This is a genomic window from Halomonas sp. A11-A (genome assembly GCF_003182195.1).
In the GTDB taxonomy this organism is placed as follows: domain Bacteria; phylum Pseudomonadota; class Gammaproteobacteria; order Pseudomonadales; family Halomonadaceae; genus Halomonas; species Halomonas alkalicola.
In genome coordinates, this window is record NZ_QGTM01000034.1 from 1 (window position 1) to 21,536 (window position 21,536).

22 protein-coding genes and 1 tRNA gene are annotated in these 21,536 nt (G+C 68.1%); 12 read left to right on the forward strand and 11 right to left on the reverse strand.

Going from position 1 to position 21,536, the window contains the following annotated elements; translation table 11 throughout:
* The first annotated feature begins 127 nt into the window (after positions 1-127).
* Positions 128-529 carry a DMT family transporter gene (locus DER72_RS15005; RefSeq protein ID WP_258306326.1) on the forward strand — a complete coding sequence of 134 codons (402 nt, stop codon included), beginning with the start codon at positions 128-130 and terminating at the stop codon, positions 527-529.
* A gap of 41 nt (positions 530-570) precedes the next feature.
* On the forward strand, positions 571-1,008 hold the full coding sequence (locus DER72_RS15010; protein ID WP_110070750.1) for a hypothetical protein: 438 nt from the start codon (positions 571-573) through the stop codon (positions 1,006-1,008).
* Between the two features lie 76 nt (positions 1,009-1,084).
* Here the strand turns inward: DER72_RS15010 and DER72_RS15015 are convergent, their stop codons facing one another.
* The 5 genes from DER72_RS15015 to DER72_RS15035 form a co-directional block, all read right to left on the reverse strand.
* A complete protein-coding gene (locus DER72_RS15015; protein ID WP_110070751.1) occupies positions 1,085-2,326 on the reverse strand; it encodes an FAD-binding oxidoreductase in 1,242 nt (413 codons plus the stop codon).
* A 396-nt stretch (positions 2,327-2,722) separates the two neighbouring features.
* Positions 2,723-3,163, reverse strand: a complete 441-nt coding sequence (locus tag DER72_RS15020; RefSeq protein ID WP_110070752.1) for a hypothetical protein — start codon at positions 3,161-3,163, stop codon at positions 2,723-2,725.
* A gap of 132 nt (positions 3,164-3,295) precedes the next feature.
* Complete coding sequence (mmsB, locus tag DER72_RS15025; protein ID WP_110070753.1) at positions 3,296-4,192, reverse strand: 3-hydroxyisobutyrate dehydrogenase; 897 nt, start codon at positions 4,190-4,192, stop codon at positions 3,296-3,298.
* Positions 4,193-4,239: 47 nt separating this feature from the next.
* Positions 4,240-5,394, reverse strand: coding sequence for an enoyl-CoA hydratase/isomerase family protein (locus tag DER72_RS15030; RefSeq protein ID WP_110070754.1), 1,155 nt, complete (start codon positions 5,392-5,394; stop codon positions 4,240-4,242).
* 18 nt (positions 5,395-5,412) lie between these two features.
* Entirely contained in the window at positions 5,413-6,585 is a 1,173-nt protein-coding gene (locus tag DER72_RS15035; RefSeq protein WP_110070755.1) for an acyl-CoA dehydrogenase family protein, read from the reverse strand.
* 215 nt (positions 6,586-6,800) lie between these two features.
* Between DER72_RS15035 and DER72_RS15040 the strand changes: the two genes are divergently transcribed.
* The 3 genes from DER72_RS15040 (at position 6,801) to DER72_RS15050 (ending at position 9,461) form a co-directional block, all read left to right on the forward strand.
* Positions 6,801-7,250, forward strand: a complete 450-nt coding sequence (locus tag DER72_RS15040) for a MerR family DNA-binding transcriptional regulator (protein WP_110070756.1) — start codon at positions 6,801-6,803, stop codon at positions 7,248-7,250.
* Between the two features lie 71 nt (positions 7,251-7,321).
* Positions 7,322-9,013, forward strand: coding sequence for an AMP-binding protein (locus tag DER72_RS15045; protein ID WP_110070757.1), 1,692 nt, complete (start codon positions 7,322-7,324; stop codon positions 9,011-9,013).
* Between the two features lie 163 nt (positions 9,014-9,176).
* Positions 9,177-9,461: a hypothetical protein gene (locus DER72_RS15050; RefSeq protein WP_110070758.1), complete on the forward strand. Its 285-nt coding sequence runs from the start codon at positions 9,177-9,179 to the stop codon at positions 9,459-9,461.
* Positions 9,462-9,486: 25 nt separating this feature from the next.
* Here DER72_RS15050 and DER72_RS15055 read toward each other — a convergent pair whose 3' ends face one another.
* Positions 9,487-9,672 (reverse strand): hypothetical protein, encoded by a 186-nt coding sequence (locus tag DER72_RS15055; protein ID WP_181395687.1) that lies wholly within the window; start codon positions 9,670-9,672, stop codon positions 9,487-9,489.
* Between the two features lie 173 nt (positions 9,673-9,845).
* Between DER72_RS15055 and DER72_RS15060 the strand changes: the two genes are divergently transcribed.
* The 4 genes from DER72_RS15060 to DER72_RS15075 are packed head-to-tail and all read left to right on the forward strand — an operon-like array spanning position 9,846 to position 15,264.
* Entirely contained in the window at positions 9,846-10,217 is a 372-nt protein-coding gene (locus DER72_RS15060) for a response regulator transcription factor (protein ID WP_110070768.1), read from the forward strand.
* Complete coding sequence (locus tag DER72_RS15065) at positions 10,217-12,277, forward strand: 3'-5' exonuclease (RefSeq protein ID WP_110070759.1); 2,061 nt, start codon at positions 10,217-10,219, stop codon at positions 12,275-12,277. The genes DER72_RS15060 and DER72_RS15065 overlap by 1 nt, the downstream gene beginning before the upstream one ends.
* Before the next feature lie 31 nt (positions 12,278-12,308).
* A complete protein-coding gene (locus DER72_RS15070) occupies positions 12,309-12,503 on the forward strand; it encodes a hypothetical protein (RefSeq protein WP_110070769.1) in 195 nt (64 codons plus the stop codon).
* Positions 12,504-12,522: 19 nt separating this feature from the next.
* On the forward strand, positions 12,523-15,264 hold the full coding sequence (locus DER72_RS15075; protein ID WP_110070760.1) for a sensor histidine kinase: 2,742 nt from the start codon (positions 12,523-12,525) through the stop codon (positions 15,262-15,264).
* Here DER72_RS15075 and DER72_RS15080 read toward each other — a convergent pair.
* From DER72_RS15080 to DER72_RS15090, 3 genes are all read right to left on the reverse strand, one after another.
* Positions 15,261-16,388, reverse strand: a complete 1,128-nt coding sequence (locus DER72_RS15080) for a DUF294 nucleotidyltransferase-like domain-containing protein (protein WP_110070761.1) — start codon at positions 16,386-16,388, stop codon at positions 15,261-15,263. The two genes, DER72_RS15075 and DER72_RS15080, sit on opposite strands and share 4 nt — an antisense overlap.
* Before the next feature lie 109 nt (positions 16,389-16,497).
* Positions 16,498-16,797, reverse strand: coding sequence for an HlyU family transcriptional regulator (locus DER72_RS15085; protein WP_110070762.1), 300 nt, complete (start codon positions 16,795-16,797; stop codon positions 16,498-16,500).
* A gap of 219 nt (positions 16,798-17,016) precedes the next feature.
* Positions 17,017-18,237, reverse strand: coding sequence for an argininosuccinate synthase (locus DER72_RS15090; RefSeq protein WP_110070763.1), 1,221 nt, complete (start codon positions 18,235-18,237; stop codon positions 17,017-17,019).
* 179 nt (positions 18,238-18,416) lie between these two features.
* Between DER72_RS15090 and rnt the strand changes: the two genes are divergently transcribed.
* Positions 18,417-19,085, forward strand: a complete 669-nt coding sequence (rnt, locus tag DER72_RS15095; RefSeq protein ID WP_110070764.1) for a ribonuclease T — start codon at positions 18,417-18,419, stop codon at positions 19,083-19,085.
* A gap of 114 nt (positions 19,086-19,199) precedes the next feature.
* Here rnt and DER72_RS15100 read toward each other — a convergent pair whose 3' ends face one another.
* Entirely contained in the window at positions 19,200-19,535 is a 336-nt protein-coding gene (locus tag DER72_RS15100) for a Grx4 family monothiol glutaredoxin (protein ID WP_110070765.1), read from the reverse strand.
* 170 nt (positions 19,536-19,705) lie between these two features.
* On the opposite strand from DER72_RS15100, the gene argF reads away from it, so the two are divergent.
* Positions 19,706-20,626 carry an ornithine carbamoyltransferase gene (gene argF, locus DER72_RS15105; RefSeq protein WP_110070766.1) on the forward strand — a complete coding sequence of 307 codons (921 nt, stop codon included), beginning with the start codon at positions 19,706-19,708 and terminating at the stop codon, positions 20,624-20,626.
* A 125-nt stretch (positions 20,627-20,751) separates the two neighbouring features.
* Positions 20,752-21,057, forward strand: a complete 306-nt coding sequence (locus tag DER72_RS15110; protein WP_110070767.1) for a hypothetical protein — start codon at positions 20,752-20,754, stop codon at positions 21,055-21,057.
* A 188-nt stretch (positions 21,058-21,245) separates the two neighbouring features.
* Here the strand turns inward: DER72_RS15110 and DER72_RS15115 are convergent.
* Positions 21,246-21,321: transfer RNA gene (locus DER72_RS15115), tRNA-Ala, on the reverse strand.
* Positions 21,322-21,536 lie beyond the last annotated feature (215 nt).

Genomic DNA, 21,536 nt, shown 5'->3' on the forward strand with positions numbered 1-21,536 from the left:
GTTGGGCATCAGTTCGTATTTGAAGGCTTGGAGGCGTTGCATAGTGACCCGAAGCTATATTTATATCCAGTAGTATAGGGCGCCTGCGGCGCCCGTGCTATCCTTCCTCGGCCTGAAGTGCCGAGGCTTGTCGCGCTTTTTGGTCAATTCACGAGTGGTGCACCGGGTGCCGGCCCTGCCGCTCACGGTGATACAGCTCAGCGTGGTGGGTCTGCTGCTCGGCCTGGCATCGCTTCTGATCGAGCCCTGGCCTGGGCGCATCGGCGGGGTGACCCTCGGCTGGCTGGTCGCCAGCGTGCTGCTGGCCAGCACCCTGCGCTTCTTCCTCCAGGTGCACGCCCAGGGGCTCACCACCCCAAGCCATGCCGCGGTGATCCTGATGCTGGAGGCGGTCTGGACCGCGCTGCTGGCCGCCGCCTGGTACCGCGAGACCATGACGCTGCTGCAGCTCTCGGGCTGTGCGCTGATCTTCGCCGCGCTGCTGATCAACCGCTGGTACTGGGTTCGCCGGCTCTTCACGCGGCGCTGATTTCCCGTATCATGCCCGCTGATCCAACGAAGGGAGTGAACATGCCGAAGGTGCGCCACTATGCCGATCTGGTCACCGTGCTGTCCGGGCTGTCCTGGCTGGTGGTGTACTGGTCGATCAGCCTGACGGCGCAGGTAGGCAGCATCGAGCCCACCCTAGCCGCCCTGCTGATGCTGGGGGCGCTGGTACTGGTCAGCTTCGTGCATCGTCCCATTCGCGTGCTGCTGCGCCGCTACCACGTGCGCAAGCGGCGCACCGAGATGTGGATGCATATCCTGGCGCTGCCGCTGACCCTGGCCTTCTGCTTCGGCATCGTCATCGAGAGCGTGCTGGCCCCGCTGAGCGGCCCCCAGAAGATGCTGCTATTCAACGTCTTCGCCACCGCCGGCTGGCTGGTCTTCGTGGTCACGGTGCTGATCAAGCTGGCCATCCATCAGCTGCGCCGCCGGAACAGCGGCAACGGCAGGGCCGAGGGATAGCCTCCCTCGACGCGACAGCGGGCGCCTGGCAACCAGGCGCCCGCTATCGTTGAGGGCCTCGCAACCCGAGGCGCCGTCAGAAACGGTCGAGCCGGAACGGGGTCATGTCGACCGCTGGGGTCTCTCCATCCATCATCTGGGCCAGCAGCTCTCCGGTGACAGGCCCCAGGGTGAAGCCCTGGTGGCCGTGGCCGAAGGCCAGCCACAAGCCCTCCTTATCGGGCGCGGCGCCGATCACCGGCTTCATGTCGGGCATGCAGGGACGCGCGCCCTTCCACGGCTGGGCATCGCGCCGCTTGCCCAGGGGGAACAGCTTGCGCGCCACCTTCTCCGCCGCCGCCAGCTGCTTGTACTGGGGCGGCGCGTCCAGGTCGGCCAGCTCCGCCCCGGTGGTCAGGCGAATGCCGGCCCGCATCGGCTCGAGCAGGAAGCCCCGCTCGGCATCCATCACCCAGTGGTTGAGCCTGGCCTCTCCCTCCGCCGAGTAGTGCATGTGATAGCCACGCTTCACGAACAGCGGCACCTCGAGGCCCAGCCGCGACAGCAGCTTGCCGCTCCAGGGACCCATGGCCACCACCACCTGCTGCGCCTCCAGGTCCCCCTCGCTGGTGGTGACGCGCCAGCCGGTGCCCACCTGATGCACCTCCTCGACGCTGGCCTGCATCACATGGCCGCCCAGCGCCTCGAAGTTAGCGGCGTAGGCCTGCACCAGGCCGCCCGGGTCCGCCACCATCCACGGCTGGGTCCAGTGGATGGCACCGACCAGCCCCTCGGCCAGGTGCGGCTCCTTGGCATAGAGCGCCTCGGCATCCAGCACCTCGTACTCCACGCCGAAGCGCTCGTGGTTCTCCTTGGCCTCCTCCAGACGCTCGTCTAGCGCCTTGCGGGTCCGGTAGAGCTCCAGCCAGCCGCCCTTGCGCACCAGCGCCTCGGCGCCGGCGGCCTCGATCATCGTCGCGTGGGCATCCTGGCAACGCATGATCAGCGAGGCCCACTCGTTGACGATGCGCGCGTAGCGCGCCCCGCCGGAGTTGATCCAGTACTGCAGCAGCGGCCCCGCCGCACCCACCATGTCGGTCAGACGATAGCGGATGTCCACCTCGCGGTTGGGCAGCACGCGCAGCAGGGTGCCGAGATCCCGGGGGAAGGCGTAGGGGCGCACCGCCTCGCGCTGGATGATGCCGGCGTTGCCGAAGGAGGTCTCGAGGCCCGGGGCGCGACGATCCATCAGGGTAACGTCGTGGCCGCGGCGCGCCAGGTGCCAGGCCACCGAGACGCCGACCATCCCGGCGCCGAGAACGATGATGTTGCGGGACATGGAAGTCTCCCTGCTCAGCCAAAGAGAAAACCCCGCCTGGCGGCAGGGCAATCATGGCAAGAAGTCTAGCAGGCCTCGGCGGAACATCGGCAAGTGGCATAAAATTAAGATGTTACATCTAATAATAGACTATCGATCGACATTTTTCTCTAACAGAGATACCGCCCGCAGAGGATCCTTTCAAGCGCGCTGAGCCAGGGCTTGGAGCTTGGCGTGGATGAAGTCGCCGTGGCCCACGCGCAGCAGGTCGGCGAGCTGACGGATACGAGACGCACCAGGAGAAACGCCCCCCCATCGCGGGAGCCGGGGCAAAAGAGGCAGGAAATCAAGGGATAGCACCGAAAAACGGCAGCCCGAGGGACGTCATGCGGTAGGAAGCCGACTCGACGCCGCCGCTCACTTCTCGCGGCAGCGCCAGCGCGCCAGCAGGTTCAGCAGGGCCAGGGCGAGCAGCCCGGCAGCCAGCCAGCCCAGGCCATCCACCAGGCGGTGATAGCCAACGGGAGGCGACAGCGGGCGCTGCGTCATGCCGAACTCCACCACCCGGGTCAGGCCGTAGAGAATGAGGGCAAGGCTTGCCAGGGGTAGCGCGAAGTGGCGGCGTGCCAGCCAGCAGGTGAGCCCCCAGGGCCCACGCGGGGCCGGCTTCGCACTTGGCTTGGCGTGCGCCTTGCGAGCTGCTGGCGCCTTGCGGGCGCGCGCCCTGGGTTGTACCTGCCGCCGCGCAGGAGGCCCGGCCACCCGCCCCCAGGCCCAGAGGGAGGCACGCCACAGCACCCAGCCAAGGGTAAAGCTCACCGACAGCGCAAGACCGCCCATCACCAGAACATATGCCATCGGGCGAACCCTTCGTTGCAATACCGGGCGGACATTGTGCCACACCGACGGCGGGGAGCGAGGCCGGCTTCAGGGGCAGGCATGCGCCATGGAGAGCCCCTGCGGGAGCTCTCCATGGGCAGCAGCCAGGGGTTATTCGCCGGCGCGGTAGAGGTTCTGGATGCTGGAGAAGTCGAGAGCACCGCTACCCTGAGCGCTGTGCAGGGCGAAGAGGTTGCGGGCCTGGGAGCCCATGGGCACCGAGGACTTCGAGCCCAGCGCCAGCTCCCAGGCCAGGCCCAGGTCCTTGGCCATCAGGTCGGTGAGGAAGCCCCCCTGGTAGTCTCGGGAGGCGGCAGAGCCTTCCATCACGCCGGGCCAGGGGTTGTAGACGTTCAGCGCCCAGTTGCCGCCGCTGCTCTGCTTCATGATCTCGGAGAGCACCGCCGGGTCCATACCGTTCTTCACGCCCAGCGCCAGGGCCTCGGCGGTACCGCTCATCAGGATGCCGAGCAGCATGTTGTTGCAGATCTTGGCCACCTGCCCCGCGCCGTGGTCGCCGGCGTGGAAGATGTTCTTGCCCATGGCCTCGAGCACCGGCTTCGCGCGGGTGAAGCCCGCCTCCGGGCCCCCGACGATAAAAGTCAGGGTGCCGGCCTTGGCACCGCCAACGCCGCCGGAGACCGGCGCATCCAGCCAGGTGATGCCCCGCTCGGCGGCGGCGGCGGCCACGGCGCAGGCGTCGTCCGGGGAGATGGTGGAGGCGTCGATCACCAGCGGCTGACCCTCCGCGGCATCCAGCAGGCCCGGCTCACCGCCTCTGCCCAGGTAGAGCCCCTTCACGTGGGCCCCGGCGGGCAGCATGGAGATGATCACCTCGGCCCCGCGGGCGGCCTCCACGGCGCTGGCACTGCGGCGAGCCCCCTCGCTCTCCAGCGCCTGCATGGCGCTTTCCATCAGGTCGAAGACGGTGACGCTGTGGCCGGCACGGACCAGGTTGCTGGCCATGGGCGCGCCCATGTTGCCGAGGCCGATAAAGGCGATTTTCATGGATGGCTCCTTGAGATAGTGGCGTTATTGTTGGGGCCTTGAGGTCCTCAGCCGACGCGGTGGCCGAGGCCCAGGTCGCGCAGCGGGTGGGATTCGCTGTCCCAGGGCGAGACGAACAGCGCCTGGATCGCCTCCTCCGGCACGCTGGCCACGTCAGCATGGCGCCAGCGTGGGGCCTTGTCCTTGTCGATCAACAGCGCCCGTACACCTTCGACGAAGTCGCCGTGGCGGCAGCACTGCACCGACAGCACGAGCTCGTCGCGGAAGGCGTCGGCGAGACTGGTGTGGGCGTGCCGGTCGAGCATGCGCCACACCAGCTGGGCACTCATCGGGCAGCCGGCGGCCAGGCGCTCCCGGTTGGCGGCAAGCCAGGCGTCGTCGCTGTCATCGGCGAGGATTCGACCCACGGCGGTGGCGACGTCCACGGCGCCCACCAGCGCCTGGAGATGATCGAGGCGTGGCATCACCTGGCCCGTCGGAGCGGTGGCGCGATCTTCATGGCGGTCCAGGGCAGCCTGGACGCCGGCGCGCAGGGCCGGGCCGCTGCGGTCGCCGTAGTCCGCCTCGGTCAGGGCGGCAAGCACCAGGCCGCGCCGCTCGCGGGGGATGAAGCGGTCGGCCATGCCAAGATCCAGGGCGTCGCGGGCGTTGAGCTGGGCGCCGGTCAGGCCCAGGTAGGCCCCCACCCCGGGGGGCATGCGGTTGAGGAACCAGCTGGCACCGATATCCGGGTAGAGCCCGATGGTGATCTCCGGCATGGCGATGCGAGTGGTCTCGGTGACGATCCGCTGGAAGCCCCCGGCCATGAGGCCAAGACCGCCGCCCATGACGATGCCGTCGCCCCACACCATCAGCGGCTTAGGGTAGGTGTGGATGCGGTAGTCGAGGCGGTACTCGGCGGTGAAGTAGGTCTCGGCCAGCAGGCTGTCGCGGCCGGCGCCGCGGTTGTCGCCCGCCTCGGTCAGCGAGCGGTAGAGGGCCACCACGTCGCCGCCGGCGCAGAAGGCCTTGTCGCCGCTGCCCTCAAGCCAGACCGCCACGATGCTGCGATCCACCGCCCAGGCCTCGAGCTTGGCCTCGAGCTGGCGAACCATCTCCAGGGAGAGAGCATTGAGGGACTTGGGGGCATTGAGGGTGGCCACGCCGATGCGCCCGCCGCAGGCGGTGGGCAGCTCGTCGAAGGTCACGGGAAGGTCCGACATCTTGAACTCCCTATGTTGTTAAGTAAGCTGAAGGGATTCGATCACGCCATCGGCCAGCAGGCGACGGGCGGCGATCAGGCGCATGATCTCGTTGGTGCCTTCGAGGATCTGGTGCACACGGGTATCGCGCACCAGCCGCTCCAGGGGGTATTCGCGGATATAACCATAGCCACCGTGGAGCTGCAGAGCCTCATTGCAGACCTGGAAGCCTACATCGGTGGCGAAGCGCTTGGCCATGGCACAGTGGGCCGGCGCCTCGGGGTCGTTCTGGTCGAGGCGCCAGGCGGCCTGGCGAACCATCAGCCGGGCTGCGGTGAGCTCGGTGGCCATGTCGGCGAGCTTGAACTGCAGCGCCTGGAACTGGTTGAGCTCACGGCCGAACTGCTTGCGCTCGCTCATGTAGTTGCGGGCCAGAGTCAGGGCGTGCTGGGCGGCCCCCAGGGAGCAGCTGGCGATATTGAGGCGCCCGCCGTCGAGCCCCTTCATGGCGAACTTGAAGCCCTCGCCCTCTGCCCCCAGGCGATTGGTAACCGGCACGCGCACGCCGTCGAAGCTGACCAGCCGGGTCGGCTGGCTCCTCCAGCCCATCTTCTCCTCGTTCTTTCCATACTCGATGCCCGCGGCGTCGGCCGGCACCACGATGGCCGAGACCCCACCGGCACCGCTATCGGGCGCGCCGGTGCGCACCATCACCACCAGCACCTCGGTGCTGCCGGCGCCGGAGATAAACATCTTGGAGCCCGAGATGACATACTCATCGCCCTCGCGGACGGCCTTGGTGCGCAGGCTGGCGGCGTCGGAGCCGGCGCCCGGCTCGGTGAGGCAGTAGGAGCCCAGCGCCTCACCGCTGATCATCTGCGGCACCCAGGCCTCGCGCAGGGCGTCGTCGCCCCAACTGGCGATCATCCAGGTCACCATGTTGTGGATGGTGAGGTAGGCGGTGGTGGCCACGCAGCCCTGGGCGAGCTGCTCGAAGATCAGCGAGGCATCGAGGCGCGACAGGCCCAGCCCGCCGTGCTCCTCGGGGGTATAGATGCCCAGGAAGCCGGTCTCGCCGGCGCGGCGAATGACATCGAGGGGGAAGTGGGAGCTGGCATCCCACTCGGCGGCGTGGTCGGCCAGTTCGGCCTTCGCGAAGTCGGCGGCGGCCTGGACCAGCGCCCTCTGGTCATCGCTCAGGGAGAAATCCATGGTGCTATCCTCGTTTCACGTGTCGATTGTCTTGTTGTTGGCTGTCGTGCCGTTGACCTCTTGCTGCCGGCTGATACCAACCTAGCACTTGCTAGGTTTATCCCACATCACCCCATGGTCGAACAAGCACTTTACGTTAACGTAAACCTCGGCTAGTGTTGCCGTCAGGCGGGCGGCCTGCGCCTCGCCCCGCCCTACAATAAAGGAAGACGCTTATGACTCAGCGCACAGCGAGCGCCGCGACCCAGCCCGGCGGCCTGCCCATTCAGCGACGCACCTACACCATCGGCGAACTCGCCAAGATGTTCGAGGTGACGCCCCGCACCATCCGCTTCTATGAGCAGGAAGGGCTGCTGGCTCCCGAGCGCCGCGGGCAGACGCGCATCTATCGCGATAAGGACCGCGTACGTCTCAAGCTGACCCTACGCGGCAAGCGCCTGGGCTTCTCGCTGGCCGAGATCCGCGAGGTGGTGATGATGTATGACGCCATGCCCGATGGTAACGCCCGCCAGCTTCAGCGTCTTCTGGAGATCCTGGCCGACAAGCGCGCCAACCTGGAGCGCCAGCTGGAGGACATCCGGCTGATGCACAAGGAGCTCGACGACGTGGAGAGCCGCGCCCGAGAGGTGCTGTCCAGCCTCGGCGTCGAGCCCCCGACGCACTGAGTCGGCTGCGACCAAGGTCATGACCGTGTTGCACCACTGCACACCCAGCAACAACAAAGAGACGGTAGACGATGACACGCCAACACACTCCGATCAGCTACGTCAGCGGCATCAGCGACACCCCCCTCAAGGGCCAGACCATCGGCGACTGCTTCGATGAGACGGTGGCCCGCTTCCCCGAACGCGAGGCCCTGATCAGCCTCCATCAGGGGCTGCGCTACACCTGGGCCGAGCTGCAGGCCGCCGTCAACCAGGCCGCCCGCGCCCTGCTGGCACTCGGCGTCACCAAGGGCGATCGCGTCGGGATCTGGTCACCCAACTGCGCCGAGTGGACCATCACCCAGTTCGCCACGGCGAAGATCGGCGCCATTCTGGTCAACATCAACCCCAGCTACCGCACCCACGAGCTGGAGTATGCTCTCAAGCAGTCCGGCGCCTCGACGCTGATCCTGCAGGGCAAGTTCAAGAGCTCCGACTACGTGGCGACCCTGGCGGAGCTGGCCCCCGAGCTGCGCGAGGGCGGCCCCGGCACCTTCAGGAGCGCCAGGCTGCCCGATCTCAAGCGGGTGGTCTGCCTGGATGCCGACCGGGCGCTCACCGGCATGTTCAGTTGGCAGTCGATGCTGGCCCACTCAGGCGAGGTCTCCGCCGAGCACCTGGCCGAGGTGCAGGCGACCCAGCAGTTCGACGACCCGATCAACATCCAGTACACCTCGGGCACGACGGGCGCGCCCAAGGGCGCTACCCTCTCCCACCACAATATCCTCAATAATGGCTTCTTCGTGGCGCGCACCATGGCGCTCACCGAGGAGGACCGCATGGTGATCCCGGTGCCCCTCTACCACTGCTTCGGCATGGTGATGGGCAACCTCGGCTGCATGACCCACGGCGCCACCATGATCTACCCGGGCGACGGCTTCGACCCCGAGGCGACCCTGCGCGCGGTCTCCGAGGAGCGCGCCACCGCCCTCTACGGCGTGCCGACCATGTTCATCGCCGAGCTGGAGCTGCCCAACTTCGAGAGCTTCGACCTCACCCACCTGCGCACCGGCATCATGGCGGGCTCCATCTGCCCCATCGAGGTGATGCGCAAGGTGATCGACCGCATGAACATGAAGGACGTCACCATCTGCTACGGCATGACCGAGACCAGCCCGGTGAGCTTCCAGACCCAGACCGACGCCCCGCTGGAGAAGCGCGTCACCACCGTGGGCACCATCCACCCCCACCTGGAGGTGAAGCTGGTGAGCCCGGAGACCGGCGCCGTGGTGCCCCGCGGCGAGACTGGCGAGCTCTGCACCCGCGGCTACAGCGTGATGCTGGGCTACTGGAACAACGAGGAGGCCACCGCCAAGGCGATCGACAGCGCCGGCTGGATGCATACCGGCGACCTCGCCACCATGGATGACGAGGGCTACGTGGCGATCGTCGGGCGCATCAAGGACATGATCATCCGCGGCGGCGAGAACATCTATCCACGCGAGATCGAGGACTTCCTCTACACCCACCCTGCCATCTCCGACGTCCAGGTGATCGGCGTGCCGGACGAGAAGTACGGCGAGGAGGTGATGGCATGGGTGAAGCTGGTCGACGGCCAGCAGCTCGACGCCGACGGGCTCAAGGCATTCTGCAAGGGCAAGATCGCCCACTACAAGGTGCCGCGCTACGTGAAGTTCGTCGACGAGTTCCCAATGACCGTCACCGGCAAGATCCAGAAGTTCAAGATGCGTGAGGAAGCAACCCACGAGCTCGGGCTGGCCTGACGGGCCATCCCGCAACCGTGAGCAGAGGGCAGGCCGGTGGCCTGCCCTTTTTCGTGATCGCTACCAGCTCTGCCGGGGCACAGCAACCCACCGAAGGCGGCATTGGCGATGGATCGCCCCGGATGGTATTACCCCTCTGACCAAGACCCAGAGCGAGACCGCCATGCAGGACCTGCTTCTCCCCCTGGCCACGACCGGTGCCTTCGGCGCCTTCATCGGCACCCTCTATCGCCTCTCGCGCCGCCCCGGCTACCAGCGCCCGCTGCTCTTTCCGCTGGTGGGCCTGGCGGCCGGTATCATCGGCTTCGTGATCTACCGGCTGCTGGTGGCCACCACCGGGGCGCCGCTCTGGCTGCTGCCGCTGCTGGTGGTGCTGCAGGTGTGGCTGTGGCTCGGCCCCTTCGGCCCCGGCGCCCGGGCCGAGGGCCAGGACGATCCCGGCCGCTGAGACTCAGCCCCCGGCCAGGCGAAACTCACCGATCCGCGCCACGGTGCGCGGCCAGCTCGCTCTCCCAGAAGTCCCCCAGGCGCCGGATCTCCGGCCCCAGATATTGCTGCTCCACCCCGCGGGCGAACAGACACCCCAGCGGGCGCGCCAGGGCGGGCACCGGGGGCTGGCCGAGCCGCGAGAACATCAGGCGCATCACCAGCGGCCCCATCCCTGCCCCCTCGGCGTGGTGCAGCCAGAAGCGATAGCGTTCCCAGGCATCGCTGCCCGCAGGCGGGTGGATCTTCTGCCAAGGTCGCCTTTGCCGCGCCTCGCGCCTGACACTAGACTGACCAGCAATGAATCCCCAAGACAACAACGATGACAACGAGAATGGAGAACGCCATGGCCAAGGTCCTGGTGGTGGACGATGAACCCAACATCGTCCTGTCGCTGGAGTTCCTGATGCAGCAGGCGGGTTTCGAGGTGGTCACCGCCAAGGATGGCGAGAGCGCCCTGGCACGGGTGGCCGAGGCCCCCCCGGATCTGGTCCTGCTGGATATCAGCCTGCCGGGCATCAGCGGCTTCGACGTGTTGGAACGCCTGCGCGCCGATCCCGGCCACGCCCGCCTGCCGATCATCATGCTCACTGCCCACGGGCGCGAGGTGGAGCGCGAGAAGGGCCTGGCGCTGGGCGCCGACGATTACATCACCAAACCCTTCTCTACCCAGGCGCTGGTCGACAAGGTCAAGGCGCTGCTCGCCGAGGTCTCCTGATGGCGCGACGTCTCTCGGGGCTGCCCCGCCGCCAGCGGTTGATCGGCCTCTGGCTGCTGCTCAGCGGCATCAGCGTCTTCGGCGGCGCCATCTTCGGCCTGTGGCTCGACACCCTCCTCCAACCCGAGGGACTGGCCCGCCTGGTGCTGTGGCTGGGCTGCTTCTCCGGCGGTGGCACCATCTTCCTGGTGGGCCTGCTGCTGGAACGCCAGCTGTTCACCCCGCTGCGCCACCTGCAGGTGCAGCTCGCGCGCATGGTGGCCAACCCCGATGCCCGGGAGGACTACCCCCCCGAGGGCTGGCTGCGGGCACTGGGCCCCGACCTGGTGCGGGTGCGCGATGCCTGGCGGACCGACCGCGGCCGCCTGGCCACCGCCCACGCCGAAGGCGCGCGCAGCGCCGCCCGCATCCGCCAGGAGCTCGAGACCCTGCTCCAGGTGCTCGACACCCCGCTGCTGCTCTGCGACCAGCACCGTCGGGTACTGCTCTTCAACCAGGCGGCCGAGACCCTCTTCGAGAATCATCATGGGCTGGGGCTGGGCAAGCGTCTCGAGAGCCTGCTGCCCGCCACCAGCCTCCAGGATGCCCTGGGCCAGCTGCCCCGTGACGGCTCGCCGCGGGAGGTGCTGGTGCCCTGTGACGAGCGCTGGCTGCGCGCCGTACTGCGCCGGGTGCCCGGCAGCCACGGCGAGACCCTGCTTACCCTGAGCGATACCACCGCCGCCTGGACCAGCGAGATGGGCGCCCGCGCCGAGCTGCTCGACAGCCTGCCCCGCCTGCGCCGCCACAGCGCCAGCCTGACCAGCGCGGCCGATGCCCTGAGCTCCCTGGGCAACGCCTCGGGGGAGATGCGCCAGCGCCTCGAGCGGGTGATCGACGAGGAGAGCCAGTCCCTGGGCCAAGACATCGAGCAGCTCGCCGCCCTGGTGGAGCAGATGCAGCACGAGGGAGAGCGGCTGGTGCCGCTATGGTCCAACGACCTGTGGCAGGCCCTCAACGAGCGTCGCGCCGGCCAGGTCACGGTGGTGCCGGTGGGCATGCCCGCCTGGTTCAAGGGCGACGCCACGGCGCTGCTGGTGCTGCTGGGCTCCCTGATCGATGGCCTCCAGCAGCAGCGCAGCCCGCAGGGCCTCGAGGGCGAAGTCTGCCTGGGCAACAAGCGGGTCTACCTGGACCTGATCTGGCGCGGAGCACCGCTCAGCGAGCGCCAGCTCACCGAATGGCAGCAGCAGCGCCTCGACGACCTGCCGCTCTCGCCGCGGGTCGCCGACGTGCTGCGCCAGCATGCCAGCGATGCCTGGAGCCTGGCCGATGAGGACGGCGTGCATGCCCGCCTGCGCCTGCCTCTGCCCGCCACCGAGCGAGTCGGGGCGCCGCGCCCGGCCACCGAGCCGCGCCCGGAGTTCCACGACTTCGGCATCGCCGAGCTTCCCCCGCCGGACGCCGAGCTGGCGGCCCGCCCGCTGCGGGCCCTGGAGGTAGTGGCCTTCGACACCGAGACCACCGGCCTGGAACTGCGGCGCGGCGACACCGTGATCAGCATCGGCGCCTGCCGGATCGTCAATGCCCGGCTGCTGGCCAACGAGGTGTTCGACATGCGGGTCGACCCCGGCAGGCCGATTCCCCCGGCCAGCACCGCGATCCATGGCATTACCGACGCCGAGGTGGCGGGCGCCCCGCCCCTGCCGGTGGTGCTCCCGCGCTTCCGCGACTACGTGGGCGACGCGGTGATACTGGCCCACAACGCCGCCTTCGACCTGCTCGCCCTGCAGCCGCCGGGGGCCGGCGTGACCCTCGACATGCCGGTGCTCGACACCCTGCTGATCTCGCGGGCCCTGGATGCGAGCCTGGATGGCCACGACCTCGACAGCCTGGCCGAGCGCTACGGCCTGAGTTTCCCGCCGGGCACGCGGCATACCGCCTTGGGTGACGCCCGGGTCACCGCCGAGCTGTGGCTGGCGCTGCTGCCACGCCTGGAGGCCCGCGGCATCGAGACCCTGGAGCAGGCGCTGGCCCTGCAGAACAGCGCCCTGACCAAGGAGGATGCCTGCGCCTCATGACCCCACTGGCCTGGCTCCGGCGGCGGCCGGCATGAAGACCCCACGCCTCGGCGAACGGCTCACCGCGTTGGTGCTGCTGGCCACGCTGCTGTTCACCCCCCCGCTGGTGCTGCTCTTCGACCGGCCCGCCGGGGGGCTCTCTTGGCTTCCGCTCTACCTGTTCGTGGCCTGGGCCGTGGTGATCGCGCTGGCCGCCTGGCTGCTCGAGCACCCTTCGGGAGAGTGAGCATGACGGAGACCGGGCGATGAGGACCGATGCCGTAGTGCTGAGCGTCGCCTTCGGCTACCTGGCGCTGCTCTTCGTGATCGCCGCCTGGGGTGACCGCCGCGCCGAGCAGGGCCGCTCGCTGATCGGCTCCCCCACGGTGTATGCGCTCTCCATCGCCGTCTACTGCACCGCCTGGACCTTCTACGGCAGCGTCGGCCGGGCCGCCCAGTACGGTCCCAGCTTCCTGCTCATCTACCTGGGCCCGACCCTGGCCATGCTGCTGGCGCCCTTCCTGATCCGCAAGATGGTGCGCATCGCCAGCGCCCAGCGCATCACCTCCATCGCCGACTTCATCAGCGCCCGCTACGGCAAGAGCTCGAGCCTGGGCGCCCTGGTGGCGCTGATCGCGCTGATCGGCATCACCCCCTACATCGCCCTGCAGCTCAAGGCGATCACCGTCAGCCATGCGGTGCTGGTCAACTATCCCCAGGCGCCGGAGCTGAGCATCGCCGAGGAGGCATTCTGGGTCGACAGGTCCTTCTGGGTCGCTCTGGTGCTGGCGGTCTTCATCATCCTCTTCGGCACCCGCCACCTGGATGCCAGCGAACGCCACGAGGGCATGGTGGCGGCCATCGCCTTCGAGTCGCTGATCAAGCTGCTCGCCTTCCTGACGGTGGGCCTGTTCGTGGTCTTCGGGCTCTTCCACGGCCCGGGTGATCTCTTCGCCCAGGTGACGGCGAGCCCCGACCTGGTGGGGGCGATGGGGCTCGACGCCATTCCCGGTGGCGCCAGCGGCTGGATCGGCATGCTGATGCTGGCCTTCCTGGCCTTCATCGCCCTGCCCCGCCAGTTCCAGGTGCTGGTGGTGGAGAACGTCGACGAGCGCCACATCAAGCGCGCCACCTGGCTCTTTCCGCTCTACCTGCTGGCCATCAACCTGTTCGTGATCCCCATCGCCCTGGCCGGTATGCTGCTCTCGGCCGGCGACCCGGACAGCTACGTGCTGACCCTGCCGCTCTCGGCGGGCTTCGAGGGGCTGCCGCTGCTGGTCTTCATCGGCGGCCTGTCGGCGGCCACCAGCATGGTGATCGTGGAGACCATCGCGCTCTCCACTATGGTCAGCAACCAGCTGATCATGCCGCTGCTGCTGCGCACCCGGCGACTCCACCTGAGCAGCCGCGGCGAGCTGGCCGGCTGGCTGCTGGGCATTCGCCGGGTGGCCATCGTGCTGATCCTGCTGCTGGGCTACCTCTACCATGCCCTGATCGGCGACTCCTACAGCCTGGTGACCATCGGCCTGGTCTCCTTCGCCGCCGCCTGCCAGTTCGCCCCGGCGATGCTGATCGGCATGTACTGGCGCGGCGCCACCGGTCGCGGCGCCGCCCTGGGGCTGATCGCCGGCACCCTGATCTGGGCCTGGACCCTACTGATCCCGGGCTTCGCCCAGTCGGGGTGGCTGGACGACGCCTTCCTGAGCGCGGGTCCCTTTGGCCTCGCGTGGCTGAGGCCCTACGCCTTGTTCGGCCTGGAGGGCTGGGACATCTACTCCCACTCCCTGCTGTGGAGCCTGACCGCCAACGTCGGCCTGCTGGTGGGCGTCTCGCTGTTCACCCGGCAGACCCCGCTGGAGCAGACCCAGGCGGCGCTGTTCACCGAGGCGATGCACCCGAGCCTGATGGAGACCTCGCTGTGGCACGGCCAGACCACCCGGGGCGAGCTGCGCTCGCTGCTCGACCGCTACCTGGGCGCGGGCGCCACCGCCCGGGTCTTCACCGGCTATCCGGGGGAGGAGCCCACCAACGACCAGCCGGCCCCGCCGGAGCTGATCGCCCGGGCCGAGCAGGCGCTCTCCGGGGCGCTCGGCAATGCCTCGGCCCGGGTGCTGATCAACTCCGTGGTGCGCGGCGAGGCGCTGGACCTGGAGTCGATCCTGAGCATCCTCGACACCACCTCGGAGACCCTGGAGGTCAACCGCCGCCTGGAGCAGAAATCCGGAGAGCTGGCCCGGGCCAGCGAGGAGCTGCGCGCCGCCAACGAGCGCCTGCGCGAGCTGGATCGCCTCAAGGACGAGTTCGTGGCCATGGTCAGCCACGAGCTGCGCACCCCGCTCACCTCGATCCGCGCCTTCGCCGAGATCCTGCGCGACAGCGGCGACCTGCCCGAGAAGAAGCGGGTCCACTTCCTGAACGTGGTGGTCAAGGAGAGCCAGCGGCTGTCGCGGCTGATCGAGGAGATCCTCGACCTGGCTCGCCTGGAGAGCGGCCGGCTGACCCTCAACCCGCAGAAGCTGGACCTGGTGGAGCTGACCCGCCACAGCGTCGATGCCGTGCACCATATGCAGGAGAACCGGGGGGTGGCGCTGGAGGTGCGCATCGAGGTCGAGACGGCGGCGGTGGTGGGCGACCCGGATCGTCTGGAGCAGGTGATCATCAACCTGCTGGACAACGCCGGCAAGTTCGCCGACGACGCTGCCCCGCGGGTGCTACTGCGCCTGGCCCGCCACCAGAACCATTACCGCCTGGCGGTGGAGGACAACGGCCCCGGCATCGCCGACGACGAGCGCGAGCGGGTGTTCGAGAAGTTCCACCAGATCCAGCGCCCCGGCGAGAGCCCCGAGAAGAGCCGTGGGCGCCCGCGCGGCAGCGGCCTGGGGCTGCCCATCAGCCGCGGCATCGTCGCCCACCTGGGCGGCCGGCTGTGGGTCGAGGACGCCCCCACCCTGGGCGGCGCCTGCCTGATCATGGAGCTGCCCGAGGCGCCGCAGGCCCAGAAGGCCTAACCCCGCCTGGCGCGGCGCTTCAGGGCCCTGATCTGCTGCAGGTCATAGCGAAGCAGCAGGCGCTGGTCCTCGCCGAGGCGCGACAGGTCGACCCAGCCATCGGCGCCCCGCCCCGACCTGACGCCCCGGCACTGCTCCTCCAGCAGCAACCCCTGCAGGCGCTCCAGCGCCGCGGTCAGGGCGCGACTGGTCTCGGCGGGAAGCGCCTCCTTCAGCACCAGCACCGCCAGCCGCTCCCGGGTGTCGACCTCGCGCACCCCATGGCGCAGCGAGAGCAAGCGGACGGCGGCCACCAGCGGCAGCACCGCCTGCTGCTTGAGGTTGATCGCCCTCTCATGGGGCGCCCCATCGAGTGACCCCGAGAGTCGGCCAAAGCGGTCCAGAGCCACCGGCAGCTCGTCGAGCAGCGCGCCCATTTCGTCCAGGAAGAGCCCGGCCTGGGGCATCAGCCGCGCCACGCGGTCGGCCAGCGCCTCCGCCAGGGTACCCTCCCCGTGTACGGCCCGGAAGTCGAGCAGGATGTTGGCCTGCTGCACCCGCTTGACCCGACGCCCCGCGGTCCAGATGGCCAGCTGCTCGCTCCACTCCGAGAGTCGCTTGCGCCACATGGGCCAGCGCGCCATCACATGGCCGCTGCACAGCGGGATACCGGCCTGGTCCAGCCGGTCGGTGAAGCGCTCGCCCAGCACCTGGAAGTAGCCGTCGATCTCGGTGTGCCGGCTGTCCGGATAGTCGGCAATGATCATGCCGTTGTCCTGGTCGGGGCCGAGCAGACTCTCCTGGCGGGCCCCGGAGCCCATCACGATGACGCAGTAAGGCACCGGCGGCGCTCCCCACCCCTGCCCCTCCATCTCGCTCAGGGCCAGCTGGATGGCGCGCCGGTAGAGCCAGTCATTGTGGTCGCTGATCAGCTGGCTGATGCGCCAGGCGGGGAGGTCGAGGCGCATCAGCGCCTCCGCCAGGCGAGGCTGCCAGGCGTGGGCCTCGGGCAGGGTCGGCGCCGGGCCCAGCTCGGCGAGGGCGTCGCGCAGCGGGGCCAGCAACGGCGGCAGCCGCGCAGGGTCGGGATGCTCCTCGTGGGCAAACAGCGAACGCCACGAGGAGGCACGGTGAAGCAGGCGCATGACGACTCCGGGCTGCGGAAATCGATCCAGTGTAGCGGCGCGCCCGCCGAGGCACACTTGGCCGAAAGGGGGATGGCGGGAGCGCGCCCCGCTACGCCGCCGTTACCGGTCAGCGGGGCCGGAACATCCCCTCGCCCACCTCGTCGATGAAGCGCTGCGCCTTGCTGACCATCAGCTGGTCGCAGGCCTCGCGGCCGGGCACCATGTCGGAGCGTTCGAAGCGGTACTCCTGCACCTCGCCGTCCTCCCCGGGCTTGCGGATCCAGCCGCTGACCCGGTACTGGCCACCCTGGTCGGCGGGCTCGGAGATGATCTGGTAGCCCTTGTAGGCCACCGGCTCGGCGGCCGGCGCGCTGCCCGGCGCCTTTTCGCCGCCGCCGAACAGCCCGGACAGCAATTTCTTCAGCATCTGAGATCCTCCCGAAACGATGACACCGGCATAAGCCGGTGTCGACACAGTAGTCACTTCAGGGAACGCCTGATTTATGTCGCGAGCGAAGAGAGGTTGGCCGCCACCGGAGCGCAGAAACCGGAGCCTATGCGGTACTAGGTGAGGATTCCGACCGGGCTGGCGTACCAGCACCGCTGGCGGCCAAGATATCGAGCGCAGCAATAAATCAGCGTTTCCTTAGTCCTGCTTGCGGCCCTTGCCGGCCGCGATACGCAGGCGCAGGGCGTTGAGCTTGATGAAGCCCTCGGCATCCTTCTGGTCGTAGGCGCCGGCGTCGTCCTCGAAGGTGGCGATGGACTCGTCGAACAGCGACTGCTCGGACTGGCGCCCCACCACGATGGCGTTGCCCTTGTAGAGCTTCATGCGCACCACGCCGGAGACGTTCTTCTGGGTCTCGTCGATGGCGGCCTGCAGCATGCGGCGCTCCGGGCTCCACCAGTAGCCGTTGTAGATCACCTTGGCGTACTTGGGCATCAGCTCGTCCTTGAGGTGGGCCTCCTCGCGGTCCAGGGTGATGGACTCGATGGCGCGGTGAGCCTTGAGCATGATGGTGCCGCCGGGCGTCTCGTAGCAGCCACGGGACTTCATGCCCACGTAGCGGTTCTCGACGATGTCGAGCCGGCCGATGCCGTTGTCGCCGCCCAGCTTATTGAGGGTCTCGAGTACCTCATGGGGGCGCATCGGGGTGCCGTCGATGGCCACGATGTCACCCTTCTCATAGGTCAGCTCCACGTAGGTGGGCGCGTCCGGTGCCGCCTCGGGCGAGACGCTCCAGCGCCACATGTCCTCCTCGGGCTCGGCCCAGGGGTCCTCGAGGATGCCGCCCTCATAGGAGATGTGTAGCAGGTTGGCATCCATGGAGTAGGGCGACTTCTTCTTCTGGCTGGTGAAGTCCACCGGGATGTCGTGCTGCTGGCAGTAGGCCATCAGCTTCTCGCGGGAGGTCAGGTCCCACTCGCGCCAGGGGGCGATCACCTTGACGCCGGGCTTGAGGGCATAGGCACCCATCTCGAAGCGCACCTGGTCGTTGCCCTTGCCGGTGGCGCCGTGGGAGATGGCGTCGGCACCGGTCTGGTTGGCGATCTCGATCAGGCGCTTGGCGATCAGCGGGCGCGCAATGGATGTGCCGAGCAGGTACTCGCCCTCGTAGAGGGTGTTGGCGCGGAACATCGGGTAGACGTAGTCGCGCACGAACTCCTCGCGCAGGTCCTCGATGTAGATCTCCTTCACGCCGAGGGCCTGGGCCTTAGCGCGCGCCGGCTCGACTTCCTCGCCCTGGCCGATGTCGGCGGTAAAGGTCACCACCTCGCAGTTGTAGGTCTCCTGCAACCACTTGACGATAACGGAGGTGTCCAGGCCACCGGAGTAGGCGAGCACGACCTTCTTGACATCGGACATTCGGGGCTCCTCGATGAAAGCTAGGGGGTTGGCATCAGGAGAGGCAGTATAACGCGCCCTTGGCACGGCGAATACCGCCCCCGGGACGCCCGGAAGCCAACCTGCTAAACTTGCGCGGATTCGCTCCGGGTCCCCGCGGGGCGCGGCGACCGAGACCGAAAGACGCAAGGAGAGGGTGCATGAGCGAGGCGATCGCCCGCGAGCTGCTGGCACAGCGATTCCGCAGCTTCCTGCCGGTGGTGGTGGACATGGAGACCGGCGGCTTCAACGCCGAGCGCAATGCGATCCTGGAGATCGCCGCGGTGACCCTGACCATGGACGCCCAGGGCTTCCTGCTGCCCGAAGCCACCTACGCCTTCCACGTGAAGCCCTTCGAGGGTGCCGACGTCGAGCAGTCGGCGCTGGACTTCACCGGGATCAGGCTCGATGACCCGCTGCGCCAGCAGGTGGCGCTCTCCGAGGCCGAGGCGCTCGGCGAGATCTTCCGCCCGGTGCGCAAGGCGATCAAGGCCCACGGCTGCACCCGCGCCGTGCTGGTCGGCCATAATGCGGCCTTCGACCACGGCTTCCTGAATGCCGCCGTCAACCGCTGCGGCATCAAGCGCAACCCCTTCCACCCCTTCTCCAGCTTCGACACCGCCTCGCTGGCCGGCCTGATCTACGGCCAGACGGTGCTGGCCAGGGCCTGTCGCGCCGCCGGCATCCCCTTCGACAACGGCGAGGCCCACTCGGCGCGCTACGATACCGAACGCACCGCCGAGCTGTTCTGCGCCATGGTCAATCGCTACAAGGAGCTGGGCGGCTGGTCCCTGGCTCAGCGCGAACAGGGGATGGACGAGGTACCCTAGACGGCAGCCGGCATGATGCGACCAGACGCATAAACAGGGAACCCCGCCGGCACTGCCGACGGGGTTCCATGACGCCAGCTGGTGGCTCGACGCTGTCGCTGCGGTCTCGAGGGCTCAGGCGTCGTGCTGGTGCTTGGCGGCGGTCTCCTTGATCAGCTTCTCGAGCTCGCCGCTCTGGTGCATCTCCATCACGATGTCACAGCCGCCGACCAGCTCGCCCTCGACCCACAGCTGAGGGAAGGTGGGCCAGTTGGCAAACTTGGGCAGCTCGGCGCGGATATCCGGGTTGTCCAGGATATTGACGAAGGCGAAGCGCTCGCCGCAGGCCATCAGCGCCTGGACGGCCTGGGCGGAGAAGCCACACTGGGGCAGCTGAGGGGTTCCCTTCATGTAGATCAGGATGGGGTTTTCGCTGATCTGGCGCTGGATGTTCTCGAGGGTGGTGCTCATGGCGTCTCCCTATGGATGTCACGGATGACAGAGGTCGCGGATGGCGGCGCGGGACAATACCCGAGCTCGACGGTAGGTCTTGGTGATCGCCCATTCTACTGATACGACGCGCGTTGCGCATCCCCCGACGCCTGGCTAGGATGGTCGTTTTTTCCCGTGGAGCACGCCCAATGGCCACCCGCCACTTCCTGACCCTGCTGGACCTGAGCCAGGATGAGCTGCACTACCTCATCCAGCGCGCCATCACCATCAAGAACGAGCTGAAGGCCCAGGGACCCCGCTATACCCCCCTGCCCAACCGCACCATGGCGATGATCTTCGAGAAGTCCTCGACCCGTACCCGGGTCTCCTTCGAGACCGCCATGGCACACTTCGGTGGCCACGCCCTTTTCCTCTCCCCCCGCGACACCCAACTGGGTCGCGGCGAGCCCATCGGCGACACCGCCCGGGTGCTCTCGGAGATGGTCGACATCGTGATGATCCGCACCTTCTCCCACGAAGGGCTGGAGGCGTATGCCGCGGCCAGCGCGGTGCCGGTGATCAATGCGCTGACCGACGACTACCATCCCTGCCAGCTGCTGGCCGACGTGATGACCTGGACCGAGCTGCGCGGCAGCGTCAAGGGCAAGACGGCGGTCTGGATCGGCGACGGCAACAACATGTGCCACTCCTGGATCAATGCCGCCCGCCAGTTCGACTTCCAGCTGCGCATCTGCTGTCCGGAGGGCTACGAGCCGCGCCAGGATCTCCTCGCGGCCGCCGGCGACCGGATTACAATCCTGCGCGACCCCAACGATGCCGTGGTCGACGCCGACCTGGTCACCACCGACGTCTGGGCCTCCATGGGCCAGGAGGAGGAGCAGGCCAAGCGCGAAGCGGACTTCGCCGGCTTCCAGGTGACCGAGGCGCTGCTCGACCGCGCCAGGGCTGACGCCCTCTTCCTGCACTGCCTGCCCGCCCACCGCGGCGAGGAGATCAGCGAGACCCTGCTCGACGACCCGCGCGCCGTGGTCTGGCAGGAGGCGGGCAACCGCCTGCATGCCCAGAAGGCGCTGATCGAGTTCCTGCTGCTCGGCCGCGTCGACGGCTGATATTCCCGGGGCCCTGCGACGCTCCACCGCAGAGCCCCGAGCCACCCCCTTAGACCTTTGTATAACCACGACCTTGGTAGTATAATGCGCCGCAGCACACCCCTGAGTGACAGGAAATGCGGCCCATGATGATCGACGCTTCCCCCATCGCCTCCATGCAGCGCAGCCTGCGCCAGTGCCTCTCCAACATGGCGGCTCTGCTCTACCACCATGGCCACGTGCTGGAAACCGTCTCCATCCCCCATCGCGGTCTCGACCGCCAGGATGTGGCTCGCCTCTCCCGCTCCTCCAGCGAATGGCAGACCTGCGAGAAGGTGCTGGTCAACAGCGAGGCAGCCTCCTGGAACGAGCACAACCGCCTGGTACTCACCCCGCTCGGCCGCGAGCTCTTGTTCGACATGTTCGGAGAAGGCGCCGCCGACTGCGCCTGAGCCCTGACCGCCAGCGACACCAGAAGCCCCGCCCGGCATCGCCGCGGCGGGGCTTCTGCATCTGGGATGCCCCGCGAAGCGACGACCGCGACGTCGGCCACAACAACGCGCCGGCGAGGCCCACCGCCCACAGGCCAACGAAAAGCCCCCTGACGCCGGGCGCCAGGGGGCTTTTCGTGGTGTCTTGTTGGTGGAGCCTAGCGGGATCGAACCGCTGACCTCAACACTGCCAGTGTTGCGCTCTCCCAGCTGAGCTAAGGCCCCACACCGTCTCGCCTTGCGAGAACGAGGCGAATAGTACGCGCCGACCCCGAGTTCGTCAACCCCTCCATGCCTCTAGGGTCTCCCCATTTTCCGGCGTGTCATCGGCATAGTCCTCCCGAGGAGGTGAACAAGTCTGGTATTCGTGCCTCGGTGCCTGGCGCTCTTCTCCAGAGGGGATAGAAAACACTTCGGCCTTGAGCAAACAGCCGTTGCCA

Bases quoted from the DNA above. Each gene is read 5' to 3' on its own strand.
- DER72_RS15065 (WP_110070759.1), top strand. From the start codon at position 10,217: ATGGCGCGACGTCTCTCGGGGCTGCCCCGCCGCCAGCGGTTGATCGGC.
- DER72_RS15090 (WP_110070763.1), bottom strand. From the start codon at position 18,237: ATGTCCGATGTCAAGAAGGTCGTGCTCGCCTACTCCGGTGGCCTGGAC.
- mmsB (WP_110070753.1), bottom strand. From the start codon at position 4,192: ATGAAAATCGCCTTTATCGGCCTCGGCAACATGGGCGCGCCCATGGCC.
- DER72_RS15075 (WP_110070760.1), top strand. From the start codon at position 12,523: ATGAGGACCGATGCCGTAGTGCTGAGCGTCGCCTTCGGCTACCTGGCG.
- DER72_RS15055 (WP_181395687.1), bottom strand. From the start codon at position 9,672: ATGGGGCCGCTGGTGATGCGCCTGATGTTCTCGCGGCTCGGCCAGCCC.
- DER72_RS15015 (WP_110070751.1), bottom strand. From the start codon at position 2,326: ATGTCCCGCAACATCATCGTTCTCGGCGCCGGGATGGTCGGCGTCTCG.
- DER72_RS15045 (WP_110070757.1), top strand. From the start codon at position 7,322: ATGACACGCCAACACACTCCGATCAGCTACGTCAGCGGCATCAGCGAC.
- DER72_RS15085 (WP_110070762.1), bottom strand. From the start codon at position 16,797: ATGCTGAAGAAATTGCTGTCCGGGCTGTTCGGCGGCGGCGAAAAGGCG.
- DER72_RS15035 (WP_110070755.1), bottom strand. From the start codon at position 6,585: ATGGATTTCTCCCTGAGCGATGACCAGAGGGCGCTGGTCCAGGCCGCC.
- DER72_RS15020 (WP_110070752.1), bottom strand. From the start codon at position 3,163: ATGGCATATGTTCTGGTGATGGGCGGTCTTGCGCTGTCGGTGAGCTTT.
- DER72_RS15030 (WP_110070754.1), bottom strand. From the start codon at position 5,394: ATGTCGGACCTTCCCGTGACCTTCGACGAGCTGCCCACCGCCTGCGGC.
- rnt (WP_110070764.1), top strand. From the start codon at position 18,417: ATGAGCGAGGCGATCGCCCGCGAGCTGCTGGCACAGCGATTCCGCAGC.
- argF (WP_110070766.1), top strand. From the start codon at position 19,706: ATGGCCACCCGCCACTTCCTGACCCTGCTGGACCTGAGCCAGGATGAG.
- DER72_RS15070 (WP_110070769.1), top strand. From the start codon at position 12,309: ATGAAGACCCCACGCCTCGGCGAACGGCTCACCGCGTTGGTGCTGCTG.
- DER72_RS15010 (WP_110070750.1), top strand. From the start codon at position 571: ATGCCGAAGGTGCGCCACTATGCCGATCTGGTCACCGTGCTGTCCGGG.
- DER72_RS15110 (WP_110070767.1), top strand. From the start codon at position 20,752: ATGATGATCGACGCTTCCCCCATCGCCTCCATGCAGCGCAGCCTGCGC.
- DER72_RS15080 (WP_110070761.1), bottom strand. From the start codon at position 16,388: ATGCGCCTGCTTCACCGTGCCTCCTCGTGGCGTTCGCTGTTTGCCCAC.
- DER72_RS15100 (WP_110070765.1), bottom strand. From the start codon at position 19,535: ATGAGCACCACCCTCGAGAACATCCAGCGCCAGATCAGCGAAAACCCC.
- DER72_RS15060 (WP_110070768.1), top strand. From the start codon at position 9,846: ATGGCCAAGGTCCTGGTGGTGGACGATGAACCCAACATCGTCCTGTCG.
- DER72_RS15050 (WP_110070758.1), top strand. From the start codon at position 9,177: ATGCAGGACCTGCTTCTCCCCCTGGCCACGACCGGTGCCTTCGGCGCC.
- DER72_RS15040 (WP_110070756.1), top strand. From the start codon at position 6,801: ATGACTCAGCGCACAGCGAGCGCCGCGACCCAGCCCGGCGGCCTGCCC.